Origin of the sequence: Pedobacter sp. N36a, from assembly GCF_014472395.1 — a bacterium.
Lineage (GTDB): Bacteria > Bacteroidota > Bacteroidia > Sphingobacteriales > Sphingobacteriaceae > Pedobacter.
On sequence record NZ_JACSZW010000021.1, the window covers coordinates 1 to 20,650 of the forward strand.

Below are 20,650 nucleotides of genomic sequence, written 5' to 3' on the forward strand. Positions count from 1 at the left end.
CTTTCAATGCAAAAGTGAAAGCTTTCAGGGCTACTTCCAGGGGCGTAAGAGATGTCAAATTCTTTCTGTTCAGACTTTCTAAAATCTATGCTTAAACTTCCTTCCCCCCAAGAATTCCGCTTGATCCCTGAAGGTGGGGTCAATGAAAGCGGTTCTAAGTAAACCCCCTGCCCATACCAGATTGTCTTTGAACACCCCCCTTACAATAGCATGTTTTTGGAAGATGTTACATTTTTCATAGATCTCAAAAAGGTTGGTAAGAGCCGGCAGAACCCGATCAATCAGACTGTCAATTTCTATTTTTGATTTAGGATTTCCATTTAGGCTCATTTCCAAGGTTGCTTTTTCTTCTTTGTATTTCTTAAATCAAGTCTGATAAGTTGTGTTCTCGATCTGATTATTCATGAATTTCTCTTCCAGCTCTAGAACTTTGGCGTTAATTGCGCTGATGGCATTCAGTTTTTCTTTTAATCTTTCCTGCTTTTGTTTTAGAGGTTCAGCTAGTAGTGCTTTGGCTGCGAGCTGTAGAAATTCTACCTGCTGCGGTTCAAAGCAAATGTCTTTAAGGACTTCGTCAAATTGTTCATGCAATAATCTACCTGGTACATTTACATTGTTATGAATATGGCATCTATAGTACAGGTAATATTGTTTTCTGCCTTTTGACCATCCCGCAGTCATACTTTGTCCGCACCAGCATTTTAAAACACCTCTTAAGGGGAAGTCTTCGTCGGGACGTACTTTTTCCGGTCGTTTGTTGCTGAGCATTTTGTTTGCGGTCCAGTAGTCAGCTTCGGTGATTATTGGCTTATGGATGCCCTTTACATACTTTTCTGGTAAATCTTTTAGGGCGGGGACTCTAATTAATCCTGCGTAGCGGCAGTTTGGAATTGCAACAATAAAGTAGACATTCGGTTAAGCTGCAATATTTTGTTTATTTAAGTTTCTTCCAAACTCCTCTGGGGACAAGTAGCCCAGAGCAGAATGTAGTCTTTTACGGTTATACCAAGTTTCAATATATTCGAAAACGATGCGCGCTACTTGCTCTTTGTCCGACAGGGGTATTCTTTTAGAAGTAGGTCTTTATAGCATCTTTTTGTAGGTTCTCCTGTTAAGATGCTGCTGATTAAATCCCCTATAACCACAATGCCCTCAATTTATGGGGGGCATTGTGGTTTAGGCCAAGGTCTGCGCATTTGGGAACTCATTTTGTCATTGCTGCCAATATTTCTTTTGCTTTATCTAAAAGTTCATCTTTTCCTTCAATCGTGGTTATAGATTTGTTGCTCAATGTTTACTCTATTGTTTATTTTTTCTTCCAAATCTCAGGAAAAAAATTAAGACCTAAATAAGGATAACGTGGTAGGAACCGATCTTCAGTGATACTTACCTGATCAATGGTAGACCTGATGTTTTTTATGGTTTTAACATTTAGCAAGTTAGCGACTCCCAGATTTAAACGAAGCGAATTGTGCTTTCCCAGGTATTTAGAGACACTGATATTGGCTACTGGTCTTAAGAATTGGAAGGCAGTTCCATCGTCCAAAACTAACCACTTTGTATTCAATTGATAATATATATTAAACGGAAGTTTATTGTCATTATTCAACGTTAGAAAAAGTCTAGAATTACTATTATTGGATGAGTAAACACTTGACTTCAACTTACCAAAAGTCATTGATAGGTCTACATTTAGCTGATGTTCTGGTTTAATACGCCACTTAAGTCCTCCGTTAATAATTATTGTATGAAGACTTAACGCACTCAATACTTCATTAAATTTCTGGTTTTCTTTTTTCCATAAATAAATGAGCATGAAGTTTGTGTTTACTGCACTTTCCATACTATATCTAAACAGGGAAAGAATCGCATTACCCTGCTCACCATTCCCAGATTGTGTGTACGTTTCTACTGGAAAACCAGCTGTTATTATACTTTCGTCAATTACTGGAATTTGATTTCTTCCATAGGAAACCTGTCCATTTAAAGATCCGATTCCCTTGATAAATACAGATGTATTTAGCATATAGTTCTTCTGAATATAAGGAATCAAACCAGAGTTCCCTAAGGTTACTTTTTGAACATAAGTACTATCATATACAGGAACAAGATTTTCCATTAACGGATTTACTAAAACGGTGGTTTGGGTAACAGAAATACTATTTTTACCACTATTATAAGAATAGTTCGCATAAAAATTTGGGAAGAAAACGTACTGGGTTTTCTTATTCAACAACAAATCTTCTTGTTCTACTTCCCAATTGTTCTTTAAAATTCCTGCGCTCGCAACAGCTGATACTCTTCCTGTTTTATAATACAAAAATGCTTGTCCAGTCAATGTTGTTTTATTTATTCTGAATTGTTCTGCAGTCAGAGCCGTTGCTTCAATATTGTATTGGCTGGTCGTCTGATTTAAATTGAATCCATTTGTGTTCATATGTGATTCTCCATTTACCGTAGTAAGATTAAGATCTAGGAGCAGTTTTGGTAATAGAACAATGCTCTGGCTAATTGATGAATAATAGTTAGTCTCGAAAAAAACCTGATTGATTTTATTATTATTTATCGTGGTAAAAGGATCACCGCTCCAATTGCTGTATTGATTGAGCATATTATACCTATTATTTACTAGTCCGCCAATTAATGTCAGTTTATTTGCGGGTTTTTCATAACGGTGCTCCCATACTCCTTTAAGGTGTAAAAATGTCCCTTGTTTCTCGTAGTTACGATTGAAATTGATCTGATCTTCGGTAATTACTTCATTCGCTTGATTCCTAATCGTGTTGAAACTTTCACTTGTATTCTCTTCTGAAGTATTCCTAGTGTTGGCAGTAATTTTTCCACTGAAGGTATTGTTATCATTAGGTTTCCATTTTAGCGTACTTTCCCCGAAGACATTCCTGTCTAAAGGATGATTATGCTCTAGACCACGCTTGTCAAGTGTATAAGGATTGATCAACGTCTTTGCACTGAATGCCCTAACAAATTCGGCATTGGGTCTCTCAAACAAAATGAAGTTATTCCATGTAAAATGATCCGTTGATTTATTGAAGTTAGCTCCAGCAGTCAAATTATGATTCTCTCCGATATTAAAATCACCCTTTTTCATGATGCGTTCTAAATTCTCAAAAGGATTTTCCAGTTTATGATCATAGTAGATTTTTTGTGTACCACTATTGTTATTCTCCAGACTAAAACTGACCATAGAGAGGTAGTCCATATCAGAAATCGCACGCTCATTCGTATTGTTCTCATTGACAAAGAGATTAAAAAAGGAACCTGGCCTAATCGAATTCACTCTTATTCCTAGCGTATGTCGACTATTAGTCCCTGCCAATGCCGATAATTCTCCGTACTTTCCGTTTTTGCGATCTTGTTTGAGCAATAGGTTGATGTCGTTTTGTCCACTTCCATTATCGCTACTTATAAGTTGCACTTTTTGAACCATATCAGATTTAATGGCATCAAGGGTCGCTCTTGCATTACCACCAAATAGCTCCTTTCCATCAACCTTTACCTTATTAACTTTTTTACCCATAGCAGTTACCAAACCATTACTGCTGATATTGAAACCTGGAATCTGATTTAATAGTTCCCCTGAATTGGCGTGTGGTCTTGTCTTAATGCTATCCACTGGAATTTGCAGCGTATCACTTCTTTCTTCAAAACGTTGTTGTTGTTTAATTTCGACAGTTGCCAGTTCTATGATGTTTTTTTCCATTCGGATGTTAATGGATTGGCCAGAAACCAGAGTATCTGTCTGTAAATAGAGTTTTCTGGTTTTGATGAGGTCGCCGGATAAATTAAGCTGAATAAGGGTTTTAACAGGAAAATTGTAGCGGATTGAAGTATCACTGTTCATGATCTTGGTTGAAAACAATTCCTTTTTATTTGAAAGAATCCGTAGAGTAATGCTAGGTGTCTGGCTATTTTCCTGAAGCTCCTTAGGAGAGGAAATATTAATGGTTCCTGAAATACCTTGCTGGGACCAGCCGATTTCTGGCTTAAGCACCAACAAGAGCAGAAAAACTATAAGGATATATTTTAAGGAGATGGAATAGAACAAAGTTGAAATAATATGGAAACTAATTGGTTAATTAATAATTAAATCTAATAATAAACATAAAAAGCGACTCCTGAGTCGCAATCAAAAAAAGTGTATCCTATTTGATTACCACTACCATCAAGGAGAGCAGCACTAAAACATATTTTCTTATTGTTAATAGAACTTGATTGAGTAAGTTTTGAACTTGCCATAGTGAATGTACTGGTTAATAAACACAGAACAGCAAATACCATTAGAGTTTTCTTTTTCATAGCGTTAAATTTTAAATTACGTTCCCATATTCTTCCAAAGAAATATAATTATATAATTTCGTAAATACCAAATAAATTCAGTTGTAATTATCGAATCATTACTGTTTATTTGAAATAATAAGAACTTATTAACCAGAAACATCATGAAGTTCGTACTTAAAAACCCTATTTTAATCAGAGTCTTTCTTCTATTGGTTTTACCAATAAGCTTAAAAGCACAATCTACTAAGATCCCGTATGAAAAATATGCAGGAAAAGTTATTACCACTACAGCTGCTTTTAAAACCACCCCTCTAGTTATTGTTCAAGGAGGAGGAAGCGCACCTGAAGCCATGCAATCCAGTGACTTCGTAAAAAAAGATAAGCAAACCTGGTCTACTTCTTTCTCACAAAGGAACAACGAATTGAGCTTATTACGGGAATTAAAAAGAATTGAAGTCACTGCACCTGGTCCATCAGGACCTATGAAATATGACTCTGACAATACTTTTGAGAGCACAGACGGGGCTGAAAGATTAGTAAATAACAAGTTAAAAATACTCAAAAAGAAAGTTTCTTACCATTCTAAATCAAGTGAATGGGAAACTAATGATGCGTTGAAAGAAGACATTGAAAACATCTGGGAGGATAACTTTCCTACGTTAGGAAAAGAAGGAATTGTTCAAGGACTTTTTTTTAGCAGCATACTTCCTAAAAATACAACCCCAGGCACGACCTGGGAAGAGACAATTGTAAGACCTGAAGCTGAGATCACCAACACCTACACAATCGAAGGTAAAGAAGGTAATCATCTTACGCTAAAACTAGTTAGCAAACAAGTATTTCTTAACAAAAACAAACTCAATACTTTTACTCTAAAACCTATTCAAGGCAAGCCTATTCAGCCTTTACCACAAAAGATGGGTTCCACAACAAATGCTAAAAAATATGAAGGTAAAATTGTATTAGATCCGGCCACAATGTTTATTTTAAAGATGGATTTAGCTGTTACTACTGAGACTAATATGATCAATGGTAATACCAGTACACCTAGAACACGAAATGCAACTTTATCAGTAACGAACTCCTTCTAAATCTGAGAAAAAAGATAATTTTAAAACAAATCCGATAAAAAAGATGATTTAATTACTGAAGAAAAGAATACTTTAGTTGATCATATATCTTATTATTTCATTCTATTGAGTCCTTTGCTTGTTTTCTTGATTTCAGTTATTGTATTTTCTTAATGTGGTGTTTAGGCGATGGGGCGAACTCCTCATGGCTCATCCACCAAAATTATAAATTACTTTACTTCCAAATTTTTGGTTCAAAGGGAGTCCGGATAAGGTTGTTGTTCATTAGATTTGAGCTATTAACAACTAGAGCAAAGGCAAATTCAAATAAAACCTCTGGCACTTAAATCATTAATAATAGGTTCTATAAGCATTAAAAAACGATCTAAATGTTCAAAGTAATCCGGAGAAACGGTACAGAAATCTTTCCCATATGGGAAAGATTATTAAAAATATATTATTGGAGGCTTTAGATGATATCTAAAGGTATTTTAGGTTTTTAACTGTTGCATTTTTTGGAACAGTTGCCCCTTGACTCAATTCCTCTTCCTTATATATATTTTTGGCAGACCTTTCCATATCTAATTATTTTGGTCATTTTATTTATCAATAATTCATTATTAAAAACTAAAAATCCTGTTTGAATAATGAAATGAGTTCTTTTTTTTTGCAGGAAATCATGATCTAATTCTATTGATCGGAGGGTATGTTTTATAAGTTGTATAGACTATAGGGGTGTATCTTTGTAACTGATCAAAAAATGAGGGTTTTTTAGAGTATCCAATTAGTGTAACATACAGATATTTGTTACGTCTATTTAAGAAAATCAAATGAGCATACGCTTTTTTAAAATATTTTTAGTGGTTTCTTTGATGTTAAATTCAACGGTAGGGGGACTTAAGGCTCAAGATAAGCTTGATTCGATTGCGCACTTCATAAAGAGCGAAATGCAGACCAGGGAAATACCAGGCTTGCAAATATCGATTATCCGGTCAGGGAAGGTTACGATGCTAGAGTCATATGGCTTAGCTAATGTTGAACATAGCGTTCCCGTTAATGTGCATACGTTGTTTTCTATAAATTCTGCGACTAAGGCTTTCACTGGTGTTGCAGTGATGCAGCTTGTCGAGGATGGAAAACTTGACCTTGAGCAGCCGATATCAACGTATTTGGACAACTTGCCGTCGGATTGGCAAAACATTCCCGTTTATAGGCTTCTGGATCATACATCTGGAATTCCTGACTTTTTGGATATAAAAAACGGTGGATATATAGATGGTCTAACATTCAATAAAGCATGGCTAAGAATTCACGAACGACCTTTGGAATTTATTCCAGGAGAAAAGACATCCTATAACCAAACTAACTATGTACTTCTCGGGCAGGTTATAGAGCGACTCAGCGGAATGAAATTTGAAGAGTTTGTTCGTGACAGGCAATTCATTCCGGCAGGAATGTCTCTAACAAATTTTGGAGATTCCAAGGATGTGATTTCTAACAAAGCACCGACCTATGCACATTCTAGAGAGACGAAGGGGACCTTTGTCAAAGGTAAGACATTGGAGCGAACGTGGGAGGAGTTCCCCGAACTTCGAGCAACAGCAGGGATAAATACGACCGCAGAAGAGCTTGGGAAATGGATTATTGCGCTGCAAACGAAGCGGTTGTTAAAAGACAGGAATAGTCTAAATTTGATGTGGTCACCTCGTAAATTAAACAACAAGAGCTATGGGCGCTGGGCATTGGGCTGGGTTGCAAAACGGAACCTGACTCCTAAAGCCGTGGCGAGTATAGGCGGGTCTAGATCTTGGTTCTATATTTATCCTGACCATGACCTGGCGGTTGTGGTGCTCACTAACCTAAAGAGTGATGGGCCGGAGAATCTAGCTCCTGAAGTGGCAGGTTTCTACTATCCCGAGTTAAAGGCTTCAAATGGGGGTAATTATCCTGATGCGGTAATAACACTCCGAGCTATCTTAGAACGAGAAGGTTATAATAGTGCGGTGAAGTCTTACAAAAGGGTTAAGGCTAAGCAGACAGAATATTCAATTCCCGAATGGGACTTGACAAACTGGGCATATTATGAGTTAATGTTGAATAAGCAACCGTTGAAAGCAAAAGCACTTTTTAAGTTAATGGCATACCTTTACCCGGATAACAATAATTGGAAAGAAGGTATTCAAGCTGCAGAGAAAGCTTTAAAGCCTGTGGATTTGGTTCCTAAGTAAGTAAAAGACGATACAAAATCTTCTCTTCGTAAAGTATCCAATCATTATAAAGAAATGGTGATTTTCTGATATCTAAGCTAACTGGAATTGCAATAAAAAAGTAAGCTAAGAGAGTAACATACTTTAACACTAAGGTTCATAAGCCCGAAGAGCATATAATTAAAACTATAAATTACGTTACTTCCAAGTTTTTGGTTCAATACTAGTCCGGTTAAGGTTATTTTTCGCTAGCTTTGCCCTAATTAACAACTAGAGTAAAGGCAAATTCAAATAAAACCTTTGGCACTTAAATCATTAATAATAGGTTCAATAAGCCTTAAAAAACGATCTAAATGTTCAAAGTAATCCGGAGATACGGTACATTGGAAAGCCTTAGAGAAATCTAAGGCTTTTTTGCTTTCTGGCCATTCTGATCGGCTGCGATTTATTAAAAGAAGCCCTTATCAGCTGCTGATGCTGTTTTTTGTTTCAGCTCTAGTGGATATGCTGCATAAGCAGCGCAGGATTATTAAAATTAAAATCATGGTAAAATTATTTGTGGTGGGTTATCCACTAGATATCCAGGAAGCTGATCTGATGGATATATTCAGCATTCATGGAAACATACACAGCATACATCTGCTAACCGATAAATTTACCCAAAGACATAAAGGCTTTGGTTTTATCGAAATGGAAGAGCAGGCAGATGCCGATAGAGCGATTGCCGCCATCAATGGTATGGTCTTGAAAGGGAGAAAGATTAGCGTTAAGCTAGCGGATGAAGCTAGAGCAGAGAAACCGAGAACAGTCAGAGAAAACCGTTTTCAATCTCAGGAATTGCAAGGTAATGCAAGTCAGACTGCTGCTGAGCCCTTCAAAATGAAGCGCCCAAGAAAATTAATATCAAATACTTTCAGAGCAGAGAACTAATAAATTATTTTAAACGTCTTATTCCTTTTAAAAAACAATACTACTATCATAATGCTATGGTCTAAATTTTGTTTTGAAATGTTTCGCTGAGGCATCCGAAATTTGAAGGGCATCTTCTAATAAAAGGACTCAAATCCCCCTTTTTTTTGTCTTAATTCACCCCGTAATCCTTGCGTTAATTTGTGGAACTTAGTGTAGTTAAAAAGATTATTCACGATTTAAAACCTACAAAAATGGCAACAGCAAGAAATCCCTTTGGATGGACCGAAATTTACGTGGAAGATATGGCAAGAGCACAAAAATTCTACGAAATAGTATTGGCAGTGAAATTAGAAGCGATGCCCATGCCAGCAGGTATGGAAATAGAAAAAGATGGTGAAGATACTTATGAAATGGTGTCTTTTCCAGGGGATATGGCTGCTCCTGGAACCAGTGGTGCATTGGTGAAATCAAGCATGTTTAAGCCCGGACTCGGTGGAACACTGGTTTATTTTAGCTGTGAAGATTGTGCTGCAGAAATTTCAAGAGTAGTTGCAGCCGGCGGAAAAGTATTGAACGATAAAATGTCGATCGGAGAATATGGATTTTGCGGCGTTTGCATGGATTCAGAAGGCAATGCCATCGGATTCCATTCTATGAAATAAGCAGGAAAACAAAACAGGGCCTTCCGTTAAAGAAGGCCCTGCTGTTATAATTAGACAAGGGTTTATATTTTTTGTTTGTAAACCGACTTTCCTTCTTTAATCGTTTCGGTCACTTTTATATCTTTTATTTTCAAAGGATCAATGGTGGTTGGATCCTGATCAAGAATCACTAAATCTGCCAGTTTACCTACTTTCAGTGAGCCTTTACGGTCTTCTTCCTGATACTGATAAGCCGCATTGATGGTGATCGCTTTTAAAGCTTCCATTGGTGTAATTTTTTCATCTGGTCCTAAGATTCTTCCCGATTGTGTTCTTCTGTTTACAGCAGCGTAGACTGCGGTCAGCAGATCAGGAGGTGTAACTGGAGAGTCATGGTGAATGGTGAAACTGATTCCTGCTTTTCTTGCAGAATTTGCCGGACTTAGGAACTGGCTTCTTTCCGGACCAAAGACGCTGGTATAATGCCAGTCTCCCCAGATGTAAACATGTGTAGAGAAATAAGAAGGCAATACGCCGGTATCTTTAATCTTTTGAATATGATCTGGTCTGCTGTTTTGTACATGGATTAATGTGGCTCTCATTTCAGGTTTGTAAACGCCCTCTTCTTTTAATTTTTTAAAGGCGCCAAGGGCTTGATCGATAGCCGCATCACCATTGACGTGGAGTTGTGCGGTAAAGCCATGCTGAAAAACCTTTTTCAGGCCATTGTATACAAACTCATCGGTAAAAGCAGGAAATCCTTTATAGTCTTTACTGGCACCTACCGGAGGAACCAAATAAGGAATGGTTAACCAGGCTGTTTTTCCTTGTGGCGAACCATCTAAAGAAAATTTAAAGCCACCTAATTTTAAGCGATCCGTATACTTCATGTATTCCGGTTTAAAATCATCGATTTTATCCTTGTAGATATCGTAATCCGGGAAATAGACCACATCGGCAATCAGTAATTTTTTAGCTGCGGCTTCTTTTAAAAGTGGAATGCTTTCGCTCATCGATCTACCATCGCAGATCGTAGTTTGTCCATATTTTAACCACTCATTTTGCGCCTTCATCAAATTTTGAATGGCCATAGACTCTTCTCCTGGTTTTACTTTAGGCACTGGCAGCATCGTCATCAGCTTATTTAAAGCCATGAAATTGGCATTCTCTTCCAGTTTTCCATTCAGTTTTCCTGTTTTCTTATCGCGGCCATAATGCCCGCCCGGAGGATCTTTAACGGTTTCAGTAATGCCCAGAAATTTAAGCATTGCTGAATTAACCACACTCACGTGGCCGGAAGCATGTAAAGCTAAAATTGGGTGTGTATCAGAAATGGCATCCATTTCCGCCAAGGTTGGATTGGTATGCTCTACCATTAAGGCATCGTCATAACCATTGCCCAATAATGGGGTATTTGGCGGCATAGGATGGTCTTTAATGTATTTTTTGATGGTAGCCTGCATGTCCGGAATTGAGTTGACCGTTCCATAAGGTGCGGCACCCAGGTCTATGGCAGATTCCATGCCTGCTCTGGAAGTGAGGTGTCCATGGGCGTCTATAAAACCAGGCATCAATGTTTTCCCCTGAAGGTCATGAAGTTCAGTTTTATCGCCTACATATTTCTCGGCTTCTGCCTTTTTTCCGGTAAATAAAATTTTGCCGTCTTTGACTACAATGGCTTCTGCATGAGGTGCCGAATCCTCCATGGTTAAAATTGGGCCGCCAAAATAAATGGCATCGCCTTGATCACTTGTCGTCTTGCTCTGACAGCTGAATAAAAGTGCAGAGACCAGCAGTTGAAAATAGTATCTATTCTTCATCATGTATATTTATTTAACACAGGTGTTGCTTAATAGCTATACATTTACTGAAGAGAAATTGTTTTAATGTTTTTCAATTACCCCCGCTGGGTTCAGTTCCTTCTGTTTACTGAGGTTGAATCTATAAAGATCTTCTGTCGGTACCAGTTTTCTAGCTACCTTTTCAATGTCCATTCCTGCTTCTGTCCATAGGTAAGGTCTGAAGCTATAAGATTTGTTGCCATCCAGATTGGCAATAAACTGATCCCAGGTAGACCACCTTAATCCTTTATAAAAATCGGAAAGATCGCCATCCAGGCAAAAACGAAGAAATTCGGTGTAACCTAAACCTAAAGATTCCCATTTCAGACTGTTTGGCGCCAGATAATAGACACTTTTTATATCTGAACCAAAAGCACCATAATTGATGGCAAAGAAACCACCGATCGCATCATCTGCAACCAAGGTGAAATCAGGCTGCTCACCATATTCTTTAATACTTTTCCCTTTATTCCATTCCGGTACAGTACGGCTCAGTTTTGCACTGCCTGATCCTAAAATCCTCAGCCAGCCATTGTCGATCATGATTCCTCCAGTATGGTAAATTACTGCACCTAAAGTCGCATAAGTGGATACCTGTGACTGATACAAGGCCGTTTTAGCGAGCGCTGAATCACATTCCAATACCTGAACTTTATTCTTTGCAGAATCCAGCCATTTCTGAACTAACGGCCATGCAGGGTCGGTTGTGTTGAGGAGCTGTTCCAGGCTTTGCATTTTTTGCTGTGCAGAACTGGTCAAAGAAAAAAGAGTCAGACCGATGATGAAGGCGGATTTTAGCATACTTTTCATAGCTAGGAATATTTTTTGTCAAAGATAAGCGCTTCTCTGAGAATAGGGCGCTTGTCTTTGTGTTTTCTTTTGAAGAAAAATCAGCAGGCTGATCATCTCGTTTTTTTAGAGAGATGGAGGTATTTTGGGACTAAAACACTGGAAATTACCACAGAAAAGACCTAATTGTGCTCGGGATGAGACCTGCTAATTTGGGGGTGGTGGATGGGGTTCGGAGCGGGTCTGGATAGTAAACACTATGGCAACCCTACGGCAACCCTAACCGAACCCTACGGGAACCCTATACTAAGGCAGGTCTCTTTCCGAACAGTATCCGACCACTATCACAACACTAATATTTAAAGCTTTTTTTGAAACAATGGCCAGATATTTGATTGTTGTTAAACGAAAAAAATCAGATTCTATGATGATAAACCAGAAGAAAAAACTCAAAAGAACCGTTTCATTAGTGAAAATTCTCGCGAAATATGGATTTGGCGAATTGTTGAACTACAGCAATAATGACAGCAACAATGAATATGCCTCCTTAACGGTTTATGAGCGGATTCGGATGACTTTAGAAGAGCTCGGCCCAACTTACGTGAAATTCGGACAAGCCTTCAGTATCAGAGAAGATCTTTTACCAAAAGAAATGATTGTTGAACTGCAGAAATTGCAGGACAATGTGGAGGCAAAGCCGATCGCCGTAAAGGAGCTATTAGCGGAAGACCTGAACATTGATCCCGAGCTTTATTTTTCTCATATCGACGAACTGCCTTTTGCTTCTGCTTCCATCTCACAGGTCTATAAAGCCACTTTACTTACTGGGGAAGATGTTATTTTGAAAATCAAACGTCCAGGGATCCGGGAAATCGTGACTTCAGATATGCTGATCATGAAAGATATTGCCAAAGTATTGATCAGTTACAGCGAAGTATTCCGTAGGATCAATCTGGTGGAAGTACTCGAAGCCTTTGAAAAATCTATTTTTCATGAACTTTCTTTTGTAAACGAACTGGATAATATAGAGCGCTTCTCCAGGAACTTTAAAGGACATCGATCCATCTACCTGGCCAAGGTATTTCCAGAGCTCTCCAATGACAATATCCTTTGTATGGAATTTATCCAGGGCGCTAAAATTACGGACAAGCAGGCTTTAATTGAAATGGAACTGAAACCTGCTCAGATTGCAGAAAATGGTTTGGATTTATACCTGATACAAGTATTGGAACATGGCTTTTTCCATGCCGATCCGCATCCTGGAAATCTGATCGTCTTGCAAAGTGGACAGATTGCCTTTATTGATTTCGGTTCTATGGGCAGTATGATGCCGATTGAAAAAGAAATGCTGGAAGATTTTATTTCGCATTTTATGGCGCAGGACGCCAGAAGACTGATCATGACGCTGAAAAGAATGGCATTGCGCTTTAATGTAAGTGATGAGCATCAGCTGGAACGCGATATCCACGGTTTTTTTACACTGCTGGAAGGGGCTTCACTCCAGGAAATGGACATCAAAGAGGTGCTCACGAAATTCTCTGCGATCTTGAATCAAAATGAAATCCTGATGCCGGACCATCTTTACCTGCTGGTAAGGGGCATTGTGCTCATTGAAGGGATCGGCAGGGCATTGGTGCCGGATTTGAATATTGTAGAAAGCTTGCGGCCGTATATTCTGAAAATTGCCTTGCGAAAACTCAGTCCGGATGAAATGAAAAAGAATGCTTTAAACTTGTTGAGAACCCTTACGGAGGCGATGAAAACCATGCCGGAAGAATTCCAATCGGTATTGAGCAAGCTGAATAACGGGGAGTTGAAGGTGATTCAGGAAGTCCCTCAATTGGAGCCAACCAGAAAAATGATGGGCAATTTGATGAATAGACTGGTGATGGCATTGCTGCTGTCGGCTTTAGTCATCGGGTCTGCGATTTTGATTGCTGCCGATCGGCCACCACTATTTCATGATATTCCAGTCCTTGCCGTGTTTGGATTAGGGCTCAGTTTCATCCTCGCCCTTTGTATTTTTTTTCCTATGGTTTTTAGGAAAAATTAGCAGCATAGGGTATTTCAAACAAGAACTTTTGTCAGAAATATGAAATTTTGACAACCGAAAGCCCTTGAAAAAGATGGTTTTAGATATTTGGTACGTCTCTTGATATCATTAAAATGAATGATGCAAATGAATTATTTTAAAACAAAGAAAGGAGGCTGTAGATGTTAAAGAGATTTTGCAACGATAAATATAAAAATGACCTGACCACAAATGTGGGCGATTTCCTGGAATCTTTACTAGGTGATGCTGAACTTTCCATGCTGAACCCTGCAGGGGTTTCTGCGGTAAACCACAGTGGATCAAGCGTAAAAGATACCGTAGTGCTTGGGTTGAATCCCCAGGAACAAGTAAATTTACATAAAGTATAAACAATTTTCCTTTTGCTGTGTTGTCCTCATAATCCCGGTCATTGTGATTGATGACGCTTTCTTATACTTACCATAAAAATATTGGTTATGGGATTTGTTCGTCATTATGGCTATGGATTTAGCGAAGACATCAAGTTTTAAATATAAAATCAATATTATGGAAACACAAGTTTTAGGAAGCATCAGAAAGACAGTTAAATATTGGTATTTACTAGGCTTATTGGGCCTAGCCTTAATTTTAGTAGGCATCTGGGTGTTTATGACGCCTTTACAGTCTTACATCACCCTCTCTATGCTGTTTGCAATTACTTTTCTTTTTACAGGAATCATGGAGCTGGTGTATGCGATTTCTAATCGTAAGTCGCTGGACAACTGGGGCTGGTCGCTGGCCGGTGGCATTGTCGATTTCTTAATCGGTATCATGCTGGTCGCAAATCCACAGATTTCTTTATTGGTACTTCCATTTTATGTTGGTTTTGCAATTCTATTCCGCTCAATTATGGCCATAGGATGGTCAATAGAGCTTAAAAGACAGCATTTACAAAGCTGGGGCAGTTTATTGGGAATGGGTATGATAGGCCTGATCTTTTCTTTCATCATGCTTTGGAACCCAATCTTTGCAGGGATGACCATTGTGTTCTATACCGCTGCCTCATTTATAGTGATTGGTATATTTCAGGTTTACCTTTCTCTGAGATTGAGAAAACTTAAAGATTAATTCAATCCACACTGAAAAATAGAGATACCAATCAATTAAAAATAGGCTATATCCGATTGGATATAGCCTATTTTTTTTAACCTGGTATTTGAGCTTTGTTTTGTGGGGAAAAACATAACAATATAAAAGTTATGCAGACAATTAAAATACCTGAAATCAAAGTATAAATACGATTTTTTTAGGTGACAAATGACTGAATGCAAAATGATTTGGAGTATAAATACTTTTTTTTACTCCAGAAGGCAGCATTCCTTCCCCCTGTATTAGAGCAATATTATTTTTGTACGAATTCAGTGTTAGCAGTTAAAGTCACTTCTTCACCTAACATTGCTGAACCATATTTGGTACCAAATTTAAAGTCAGCTCTTTTGATGGTTCCAGTAACTTTGAAACCAGCAGTAGGTTTTTTAGACATTGGGTTAGTGGTTAAACCTCTTAAAGTTGCATCTAAAGTTACCGCTTTAGTTACACCATGGAAAGTAAGGTTACCAGCAATTTTGTATTTGTTACCGCCAACTTTCTTCACTGAAGTACTTTTGAAAGTCAAGGTTGGGAATTTAGCTGCATCAAAGAAATCTTCACCTTTCAAATGCTCATCTCTTTGACCGTTATCAGTATTTACAGAGTTTACATCTGCTGTTAAAGTAATCACTGCATCAGAGAAGTCTGGTTTCGAAGAAATGATAGTAGACTTGAAGTTTTTGAAAGATCCTTCTACGTCAGAAATCATCATGTGAGTGATTTCAAAACCTATTTTAGAGTGAGATGGGTCAATTTCCCAAGTCGTTTGTGCATTCGATTTAAAAGAAAAAAGGGTAGTACCTAAGACTACAACAGCTAAGATTAATCTTTTCATTTTTTTGTTTTTGATAAGTTTTTAAATATTTGATACAAATAGAAGGATTAATTGCAGCATTGTTATTGACCTATGGTAAGAAAAACAAAAAGAACAAAAAGATCGACTTTTGTAAAGCCCTATTTTTTTGATAATATTGTGCCGGCCCTCGTGATTTGTTAAATTCATTGATCTCTCCTGAAGATATTCATAACCGAGGTTTGTTAATCGACTCTTCATGAACTTATTGTGCGTAATTTTACTCTCTCTTTCTACAATCAATAGCCTGGCCTTAATTTTTAAAACAGGAAATCAGCTCTTAAAAAATAGGATGTTAGGCATTTCTCTGCTTTGTTATAACCTCTCTTTATTAGTTTATTTCCTTTGGATCGATACTGGATTTATCGTAGACTATCCGCATTTGTTGCGTGTCATCAGCCCTTTGATTTACTTGAATGCCCCTTTTTTTTATTTTTATATCAGGAATTCTCTGACCAACAGAGATGGTTTGGAAAGGTATGATTACCTGCATTTTCTTCCCGCATTGATTCATTTTATGGATTTGGTGCCATTTTACATTTTGCCGATCAGCGAAAAGCGGGAAATTGCCAGTTTGATTTTCAAGAATAAGGATCTACTGAATTACATCGGCTCAGGAATTATCCCTATTTCGTTTCATTATCTTTTTAGATTGGCCATTCAGCTGGGATACCTCATTTATTGCCTCTACCTGGTTGTAAAATTACAGCCGCAATACCTGAAATTAATCCATAAAGCACAATTGAAAAATTGGCTTTTCATCTCCTTAATGGCCATGACAACAATTATGATCAGTAATTTTTGTTTCATGATGTTTACTTATTTTGGAGAAAACCAGGATCAGTATTCTGGACCAAAATTTATTTGTTCCCTGATCGCTTTTATAGGGATACTGTTTCTCAATGCTTACATCAATTTTAAACCGCAACTGGTTTATGGTTATCCAGAAAATATGCTGGTTCAGACCGAATTGCCAGAAAATCCCCCTGCTGGAAAATTAGCCGCCATTTTGAGCACCAGGCAAGTGAGCCCGGTAGAATTGGAAATCAAAGGAATGGAGGAGGGCTTGGAAAAGATCCGCTTTGCATTAGAACGAGAAAAAATTTTCCTGCTGAAAGGCATCACAATTATTGACTTTGCAAAGCATACAGGGATCCCTCCAAAAGTATTATCGGTACTGATTAACCGAAAATTTAAAACCAATTTCAATGAATTGATCAACAATTACCGGGTGGATTATGCGATAGAATTACTCGATCAGCAGATTTTGGAGCGTTATTCTATTGAAGGGTTGGCCTCAATGGTGGGCTTTAATTCTAGAATCACCTTTTTCAATGCTTTTAAAAAGAAAATTGGTTATAGCCCAAAGGAATATCGGAAAACCAGGTTAATAACCAATGATTCAGTTTTTTAATCCTTTAAGTTTCTCCTGTTTTTTTCTTTTTAAATAGAAAAATTTGTTTCAATATGCTCTTTTGAAACAACCAGTGGTTGTGTAGCGACTTTAATTTGTGGTATTTCGTGATGTTTAGCCGCAGCATCATTTCGAGCTTCCGTTTTAGAAATTTTCGATCACTATATTAATACGCTCAATCAAGGCGGCTGGATTTTTTCAGCCGCTTGTTTTTTGGAAAGATTTTTTTCTAGTCCTATTAAACCCTGTTAATTTATGTTGATGAGGAGGGTACCTAACGCCCTTTCTTGACTTGGGATGGTGAAATAGAGAGTCAGGTTAAAGTCCTGCGTAATAGTCGTAACCTCTTTCAAAACAATAATCCGGCGGTCGTGATTCACTAAAAGAAAGTACTCCGATTCTTTTCAGATTTTTAATGCCGTATTTAACAGAGATAATCAATCTTAATGGATAGCCCTGGTTCATGGGTAGGGGTTTTCCGTTCATCTCATAGCAAAGGATCGTTTGAGGCTGCATGGCACTTTCCATATCAATACCAACGTAATATTCGCCATCTGGAGTAACCAAGCCTATGTATTTCTCCGCCGCTTGTTTGTCTAGATGGTAGGCCTTGATGAAATCACTGAATGAGGAGGAATGGTTTTCCTAATGTGGAGGTCATGGAGTAAAACTTGCCAGGCTTCTTTAAAGGAGTGTTTGTTGGGTATCAGGTACCGCCATTCGCCAGAGATAAAAGTGTAAAGCACGTAAAATAATCCATTGAGGAAAAACACCCACATAAACACAAAGTGGAAGGCCATGCCTTCCGCAAGGCGCTGTTCGATGTTGAGTGCCTGGTAAAACCATTCCGGGAAAAAGTGAAGGAGAGTGATGTCGCCTATAGATATAGCGTAAAGATCGTTAGCCCAGTAAATGAGCAACCCACTCCAGATCATAATAGCTAAAATCGGGAAGTTGACCCAATGAAACCCTCTGATGGCAAAGGGATGTTTTTCTATCATCTTTTTCATGACAGGTTGGACATCAGCAGTAATTTCTTAACCAAAAGGTGTGGAGGTAGCGCATTCATTGCCTGTTGTTTAATGGTAAGGTAACTCGTTTAGGGCTGATTAGCCTCAGATTTAGAGAACCACCTGGAAGGAATGCTCCTTCCAGGTGGCACATCTTTATTGTGGCGATAGTCTAAAGTAAGCCTCTTTTTTTCAGCATCGGTTTAATATCCGGCTGATGACCGCGGAAATTATAGAACATCTTGCCCAGGTCTTCCGTATTTCCTTTTGATAAGATCATATCACGGAAACGCTGTCCATTAGCTCTGGAAAGTCCACCATTCTCTTCAAACCAGGAATAAGCATCGTTTTCCAGCATAGAAGTCCAGGTATAGGCATAATATCCCGCTGCATAGCCATTACTCCAGATGTGTAAGAAATAGCTGGAACGGTAGCGAGGCGGCACCTCATATAGGTCTAGTTTTGTTTTCTTCAGCGCATTGGTTTCAAATTGATCTACATTTTGCAAGGGTAGATTTGGTGCTAAAGTATGCCATTGTAGATCAAGTTCTGCAGCAGAAAGGGCTTCTGTAAATTCATACCCTTGATTAAATGTACTTGCTTTTTTAATCTTGTCCAGCAATTGCTGTGGCATCGGCTGGCCGGTTTTATAATGAAGCGCATAATGTTTCAGAATTTTCGGATCTGTAGCCCAGTGTTCATTGAACTGTGATGGGAATTCTACATAATCACGAGCCACATTGGTACCCGACAAACTCACATACTGCTGATCTGCAAATAATCCATGCAGGCCATGGCCAAATTCATGGAACATCGTGATCACATCGTCGAAACTAATCAACGCAGGTTCGCCATCTTTAGGTTTAGTAAAATTGCAAACATTGTAAATCACTGGTATTGTACCCAATTTCTTAGATTGAGGAACGATATTGTCCATCCAGGCACCACCATTTTTATTGTCACGCTTGTAATAATCGGAGTAAAATAAACCCAGCTGACTGCCATCTTTGTCCATCACATCAAATACGCGGACATCTTTTTGGTATACTGGAAGATCTTTACGTTCTTTAAAGGTGATGCCATACAATTGATTTGCGGCATAAAACACTCCTTTTTCTAATACGGTATCCAGCTCAAAGTAAGGCTTGATTTCGTTTTCATCCAGGTCATATTTCGCCTTACGCACTTGTTCGGCATAGAAGTTCCAATCCCATGGGGCCAATTTAAAACCACCTTTTTGCTGGTCGATGACCGCCTGTATGTCTTTTGCTTCTGCGCTGGCCTTGGCAGTGGATGCTGGTACCAGCTGACTAAAGAAACTGGCTACCGCTTCCGGTGTTTTGGCCATCTGGTCCTGAAGTTTCCAGCTGGCATAGTTTTTAAAGCCTAAAAGCTGGGCCTGAGCCGCACGGATCTGTGCAATTCTGGAAATTACTTCCCTTGTATCATTGGCATCGCCTTTCTCGGCGCGAGTCCAGGAAGCATTGAATAGTTTTTCACGGGCCGCGCGATCTGCCATTCCCGATAATGGTGGCTGCTGTGTCGTATTTGCTAATCCTTTTCCTGCGGCCAGTAATTTAGTACCAAAACTGGTGCTCAAACTCGCTTCTTCTTTATTCAATGCTTTTAACTTGTCTTTATCGGCTTCGGAAAGTTTTGCTCCCGATAGTTCAAAGCGCTGGTAATAATAGTCCAGTAATTTTTTGGATTCCGGATCTAAATTTAGTTTTTCGCGCTGCTGATAAACGGCTTCTACACGCTTGAATAATTTGGTGTTTAGGTAAATTGCATCGTTGTTTGCCGTTAATTTTGGCGCTTCCTCTTCCTGAATTTTTTGCAGTTCAGGATTGGTATTTGCACCGGTCAGGAGATTGAAAACCCGGTTCACACGGCCAAGTAATTGCCCGCTATTTTCAATGGCGATGATGGTGTTCTCAAATGTTGGTGCCTGTGTATCGTCAATAATCTTTTGTATTTCCTCCATCTGCTTTTTCATTCCGGCTTCCATAGCCGGTTGAAAATCGCTGTCTTTGATTTTATCGAAGGCAGGTGCCTGAAAAGGAAGTTTGCTGGGTTCAAAAAATGGGTTAGAGGAAGAAAAGTCTTCGCTGCTCGCCGCAGTTTTCTTTTGGGACTGGTTACAAGCCCCGGTGATTGCAAATAAGGCCAGTAATGGGAGGTAAGATATTCGTCTCATAGTTTTATGGAAATAGTTAGTTGATTATAAAAATAAGAATTTACCGGGCATCTTGGTCATCTCTGATCGAAATGATGAAGTAACGGAGATTATAGCCTGCTGTTCGTTCAGGAGGTTGAAGATAAAGAATCAATAGCGTCCTAAACGCAAAAAAGGGAAAGAGGAAGTTTTAACACAAAGTTACCTTTGTGGTGCACAAAAACAATCCCCTTTCTCGATGATAAACATAACATTATTTTCACAAATTATATCAAAAT

17 protein-coding genes and 1 pseudogene are annotated in these 20,650 nt (G+C 38.5%); 8 read left to right on the forward strand and 10 right to left on the reverse strand.

Going from position 1 to position 20,650, the window contains the following annotated elements:
• Positions 1 to 366: 366 nt before the first annotated feature.
• From H9X96_RS21900 to H9X96_RS21915, 4 genes and pseudogenes are all read right to left on the reverse strand, one after another.
• Entirely contained in the window at positions 367 to 768 is a 402-nt protein-coding gene (locus H9X96_RS21900) for a zinc ribbon domain-containing protein (protein ID WP_187668338.1), read from the reverse strand.
• 147 nt (positions 769 to 915) lie between these two features.
• Positions 916 to 1,062: pseudogene (locus tag H9X96_RS21905) on the reverse strand (IS3 family transposase); the annotation flags it as partial.
• 244 nt (positions 1,063 to 1,306) lie between these two features.
• Entirely contained in the window at positions 1,307 to 4,012 is a 2,706-nt protein-coding gene (locus H9X96_RS21910) for a hypothetical protein (RefSeq protein ID WP_187668339.1), read from the reverse strand.
• A gap of 98 nt (positions 4,013 to 4,110) precedes the next feature.
• Positions 4,111 to 4,317 carry a hypothetical protein gene (locus tag H9X96_RS21915; RefSeq protein WP_187668340.1) on the reverse strand — a complete coding sequence of 69 codons (207 nt, stop codon included), beginning with the start codon at positions 4,315 to 4,317 and terminating at the stop codon, positions 4,111 to 4,113.
• Positions 4,318 to 4,460: 143 nt separating this feature from the next.
• Here H9X96_RS21915 and H9X96_RS21920 point away from each other — a divergent pair, with 143 nt between their 5' ends.
• The 4 genes from H9X96_RS21920 to H9X96_RS21935 all read left to right on the forward strand — a co-directional run bounded on the left by H9X96_RS21920 (position 4,461) and on the right by H9X96_RS21935 (position 9,150).
• A complete protein-coding gene (locus H9X96_RS21920) occupies positions 4,461 to 5,390 on the forward strand; it encodes a hypothetical protein (RefSeq protein WP_187668341.1) in 930 nt (309 codons plus the stop codon).
• An 809-nt stretch (positions 5,391 to 6,199) separates the two neighbouring features.
• Complete coding sequence (locus H9X96_RS21925) at positions 6,200 to 7,597, forward strand: serine hydrolase (protein WP_187668342.1); 1,398 nt, start codon at positions 6,200 to 6,202, stop codon at positions 7,595 to 7,597.
• A gap of 522 nt (positions 7,598 to 8,119) precedes the next feature.
• Positions 8,120 to 8,506, forward strand: coding sequence for an RNA-binding protein (locus H9X96_RS21930; RefSeq protein ID WP_187668343.1), 387 nt, complete (start codon positions 8,120 to 8,122; stop codon positions 8,504 to 8,506).
• 233 nt (positions 8,507 to 8,739) lie between these two features.
• Entirely contained in the window at positions 8,740 to 9,150 is a 411-nt protein-coding gene (locus H9X96_RS21935; protein ID WP_187668344.1) for a VOC family protein, read from the forward strand.
• 62 nt (positions 9,151 to 9,212) lie between these two features.
• On the opposite strand, the gene H9X96_RS21940 is transcribed toward H9X96_RS21935, so the two are convergent.
• Positions 9,213 to 10,952, reverse strand: coding sequence for an amidohydrolase (locus tag H9X96_RS21940; protein WP_255431208.1), 1,740 nt, complete (start codon positions 10,950 to 10,952; stop codon positions 9,213 to 9,215).
• Positions 10,953 to 11,012: 60 nt separating this feature from the next.
• Positions 11,013 to 11,780, reverse strand: coding sequence for a DUF2625 domain-containing protein (locus H9X96_RS21945; protein WP_187668345.1), 768 nt, complete (start codon positions 11,778 to 11,780; stop codon positions 11,013 to 11,015).
• 403 nt (positions 11,781 to 12,183) lie between these two features.
• Between H9X96_RS21945 and H9X96_RS21950 the strand changes: the two genes are divergently transcribed.
• The 3 genes from H9X96_RS21950 to H9X96_RS21960 all read left to right on the forward strand — a co-directional run bounded on the left by H9X96_RS21950 (position 12,184) and on the right by H9X96_RS21960 (position 14,898).
• On the forward strand, positions 12,184 to 13,812 hold the full coding sequence (locus H9X96_RS21950) for an AarF/ABC1/UbiB kinase family protein (RefSeq protein WP_187668346.1): 1,629 nt from the start codon (positions 12,184 to 12,186) through the stop codon (positions 13,810 to 13,812).
• 161 nt (positions 13,813 to 13,973) lie between these two features.
• Positions 13,974 to 14,180, forward strand: coding sequence for a hypothetical protein (locus H9X96_RS21955; RefSeq protein WP_187668347.1), 207 nt, complete (start codon positions 13,974 to 13,976; stop codon positions 14,178 to 14,180).
• Positions 14,181 to 14,337: 157 nt separating this feature from the next.
• Complete coding sequence (locus H9X96_RS21960; RefSeq protein WP_187668348.1) at positions 14,338 to 14,898, forward strand: HdeD family acid-resistance protein; 561 nt, start codon at positions 14,338 to 14,340, stop codon at positions 14,896 to 14,898.
• A gap of 274 nt (positions 14,899 to 15,172) precedes the next feature.
• Here the strand turns inward: H9X96_RS21960 and H9X96_RS21965 are convergent, their stop codons facing one another.
• Positions 15,173 to 15,754, reverse strand: a complete 582-nt coding sequence (locus tag H9X96_RS21965) for a YceI family protein (RefSeq protein ID WP_187668349.1) — start codon at positions 15,752 to 15,754, stop codon at positions 15,173 to 15,175.
• A 217-nt stretch (positions 15,755 to 15,971) separates the two neighbouring features.
• On the opposite strand from H9X96_RS21965, the gene H9X96_RS21970 reads away from it, so the two are divergent.
• Entirely contained in the window at positions 15,972 to 17,186 is a 1,215-nt protein-coding gene (locus H9X96_RS21970) for an AraC family transcriptional regulator (protein WP_187668350.1), read from the forward strand.
• 318 nt (positions 17,187 to 17,504) lie between these two features.
• Here the strand turns inward: H9X96_RS21970 and H9X96_RS21975 are convergent, their stop codons facing one another.
• From H9X96_RS21975 to H9X96_RS21985, 3 genes are all read right to left on the reverse strand, one after another.
• A complete protein-coding gene (locus H9X96_RS21975; RefSeq protein WP_222943963.1) occupies positions 17,505 to 17,753 on the reverse strand; it encodes a molybdopterin-dependent oxidoreductase in 249 nt (82 codons plus the stop codon).
• Positions 17,754 to 17,782: 29 nt separating this feature from the next.
• A complete protein-coding gene (locus H9X96_RS21980; protein WP_187668351.1) occupies positions 17,783 to 18,196 on the reverse strand; it encodes a hypothetical protein in 414 nt (137 codons plus the stop codon).
• Positions 18,197 to 18,368: 172 nt separating this feature from the next.
• Positions 18,369 to 20,393 (reverse strand): M3 family metallopeptidase, encoded by a 2,025-nt coding sequence (locus tag H9X96_RS21985; RefSeq protein WP_187668352.1) that lies wholly within the window; start codon positions 20,391 to 20,393, stop codon positions 18,369 to 18,371.
• Positions 20,394 to 20,650: the final 257 nt, after the last annotated feature.